The sequence below is a fragment of the Corallococcus sp. AB038B genome (assembly GCF_003668955.1).
GTDB classification, from domain to species: domain Bacteria; phylum Myxococcota; class Myxococcia; order Myxococcales; family Myxococcaceae; genus Corallococcus; species Corallococcus exiguus.
Map to the genome: position 1 here is coordinate 1 of NZ_RAWO01000460.1, position 378 is coordinate 378.

At 38.1% G+C, this 378-nt stretch carries 1 protein-coding gene; it reads right to left on the reverse strand.

Annotated elements, in window-relative coordinates; genetic code table 11:
• The coding region (locus tag D7Y04_RS44320) for a DUF4246 family protein (RefSeq protein WP_147477415.1) at nucleotides 1-286 on the reverse strand (286 nt) is incomplete at its 3' end.
• Between the last annotated feature and the right edge of the window lie 92 nt (nucleotides 287-378).

Consider the following 378-nt stretch of genomic DNA (forward strand, 5'->3'; position numbering starts at 1 on the left):
CTTTGACAATAACTTGAAATCGTTGTTCTTCATTTGTGTTCGTTCTAATCAATTTCAGTTGTTTAAACATGGGCAACATCGCATGAAATATATGCGCAATATCACCATATGTTTGTCGATATTGAGGTAAAGGTGGAAGATGATGAATGGACGAGAGAATGTCTACTTTTCCTTGTTGATCAATAATGAATTCTGATGGTAACCATTGATAAGTATCGCGCAGTTGTTCATGTTCAGATAAGTCATCATATTCGCCTTTAGTAAGATCTCGTTTGAAATATCTCAATTTTCTCTCACCGAGCCTCTCCGCATGCTTTAGTCGTCGGGCAAACTATTGGTCTCGATTAAATGTCGACGGTGGAGGACAAGCAACTAGAT